The following is a 946-nucleotide window of genomic DNA, read 5'->3' on the forward strand; positions in this document are numbered from 1 at the left end:
GGGCTGCCCGCGCAATTGCGCCGAGGCCGGCATCAAGGACGTCGGCGTGATCGCGGTCGAAAGCGGCTGGGAACTGTATGTGGGCGGCAATGGCGGCATCAGGACCGAAGTCGCGCAGTTCCTCGTGAAGGTGAAGACGCCCGATGAAGTGAAGGAGTACACGGGCGCATTCCTGCAGCTCTATCGCGAAGAGGCGTATTACCTCGATCGCACCGTGCACTACATCGCGCGCGTCGGCCTCGACTACGTGAAGCAGAAAGTGGTCGAGGATACGGCGAGCCGCAAGGCGCTCTACGAACGGCTGCTCTATTCGCTCGAAGGCCTGCCCGATCCGTGGGAAGCGCGCATCGAAGGCATGCAGAAGGACGAATATATCCCGCTCAGAATTGTGGCCTGAGCGCGAACGCGAGGAACATGACCATGGACATGCAAGTGACCCGCGCGTGGACGCGCATCTGCACCGTCGCCGACATTCCGCCGCTCGGCAGCCGCGTGCTCGAACGCGAGAACGGCAATATCGCGATCTTCCGCACCGCGCAGGACAACATCTTCGCGCTGCTCGACCGCTGCCCGCACAAGGGCGGCGCGCTGTCGCTCGGCATCGTGCACGGCGAGAGCGTGACCTGCCCGCTGCACGCGTGGAATATCGATCTCGCCAGCGGCCTCGCGAAGGCGCCCGATGAAGGCTGCGCGCGCCACTTTCCGGTGCGTGTCGATGCAGACGGCACGGTTTATCTGTGCCTCGACTAGCGCGCGATAAGTGAAGCAACAAACCGACGTCACGACGCGCCATGGAGGTCCGATGAAAACCGTCACCCGTTCCACCTGCTGTTACTGCGGCGTCGGCTGTGGCGTGCTGATCGAGGCGGAGGACGGACGCATCACCGGCGTGAAGGGCGACCCCGCTCACCCGGCGAACTTCGGCAAGCTGTGCAGCAAGGGGCTC

At 64.2% G+C, this 946-nt stretch carries 2 protein-coding genes and 1 pseudogene; all 3 read left to right on the forward strand.

What is annotated here, in order from left to right; genetic code table 11:
* Positions 1 to 397: pseudogene (locus ACYPXD_RS33125) on the forward strand (nitrite reductase large subunit); the annotation flags it as partial.
* Positions 398 to 420: 23 nt separating this feature from the next.
* Complete coding sequence (gene nirD, locus ACYPXD_RS33130) at positions 421 to 750, forward strand: nitrite reductase small subunit NirD (RefSeq protein ID WP_459706433.1); 330 nt, start codon at positions 421 to 423, stop codon at positions 748 to 750.
* A 52-nt stretch (positions 751 to 802) separates the two neighbouring features.
* The coding region (locus tag ACYPXD_RS33135) for a hypothetical protein (RefSeq protein WP_459706435.1) at positions 803 to 946 on the forward strand (144 nt) is incomplete at its 3' end.

The sequence above is a fragment of the Paraburkholderia sp. 2C genome, assembly GCF_054589215.1.

Bases quoted from the DNA above. Each gene is read 5' to 3' on its own strand.
- nirD (WP_459706433.1), top strand. From the start codon at position 421: ATGGACATGCAAGTGACCCGCGCGTGGACGCGCATCTGCACCGTCGCC.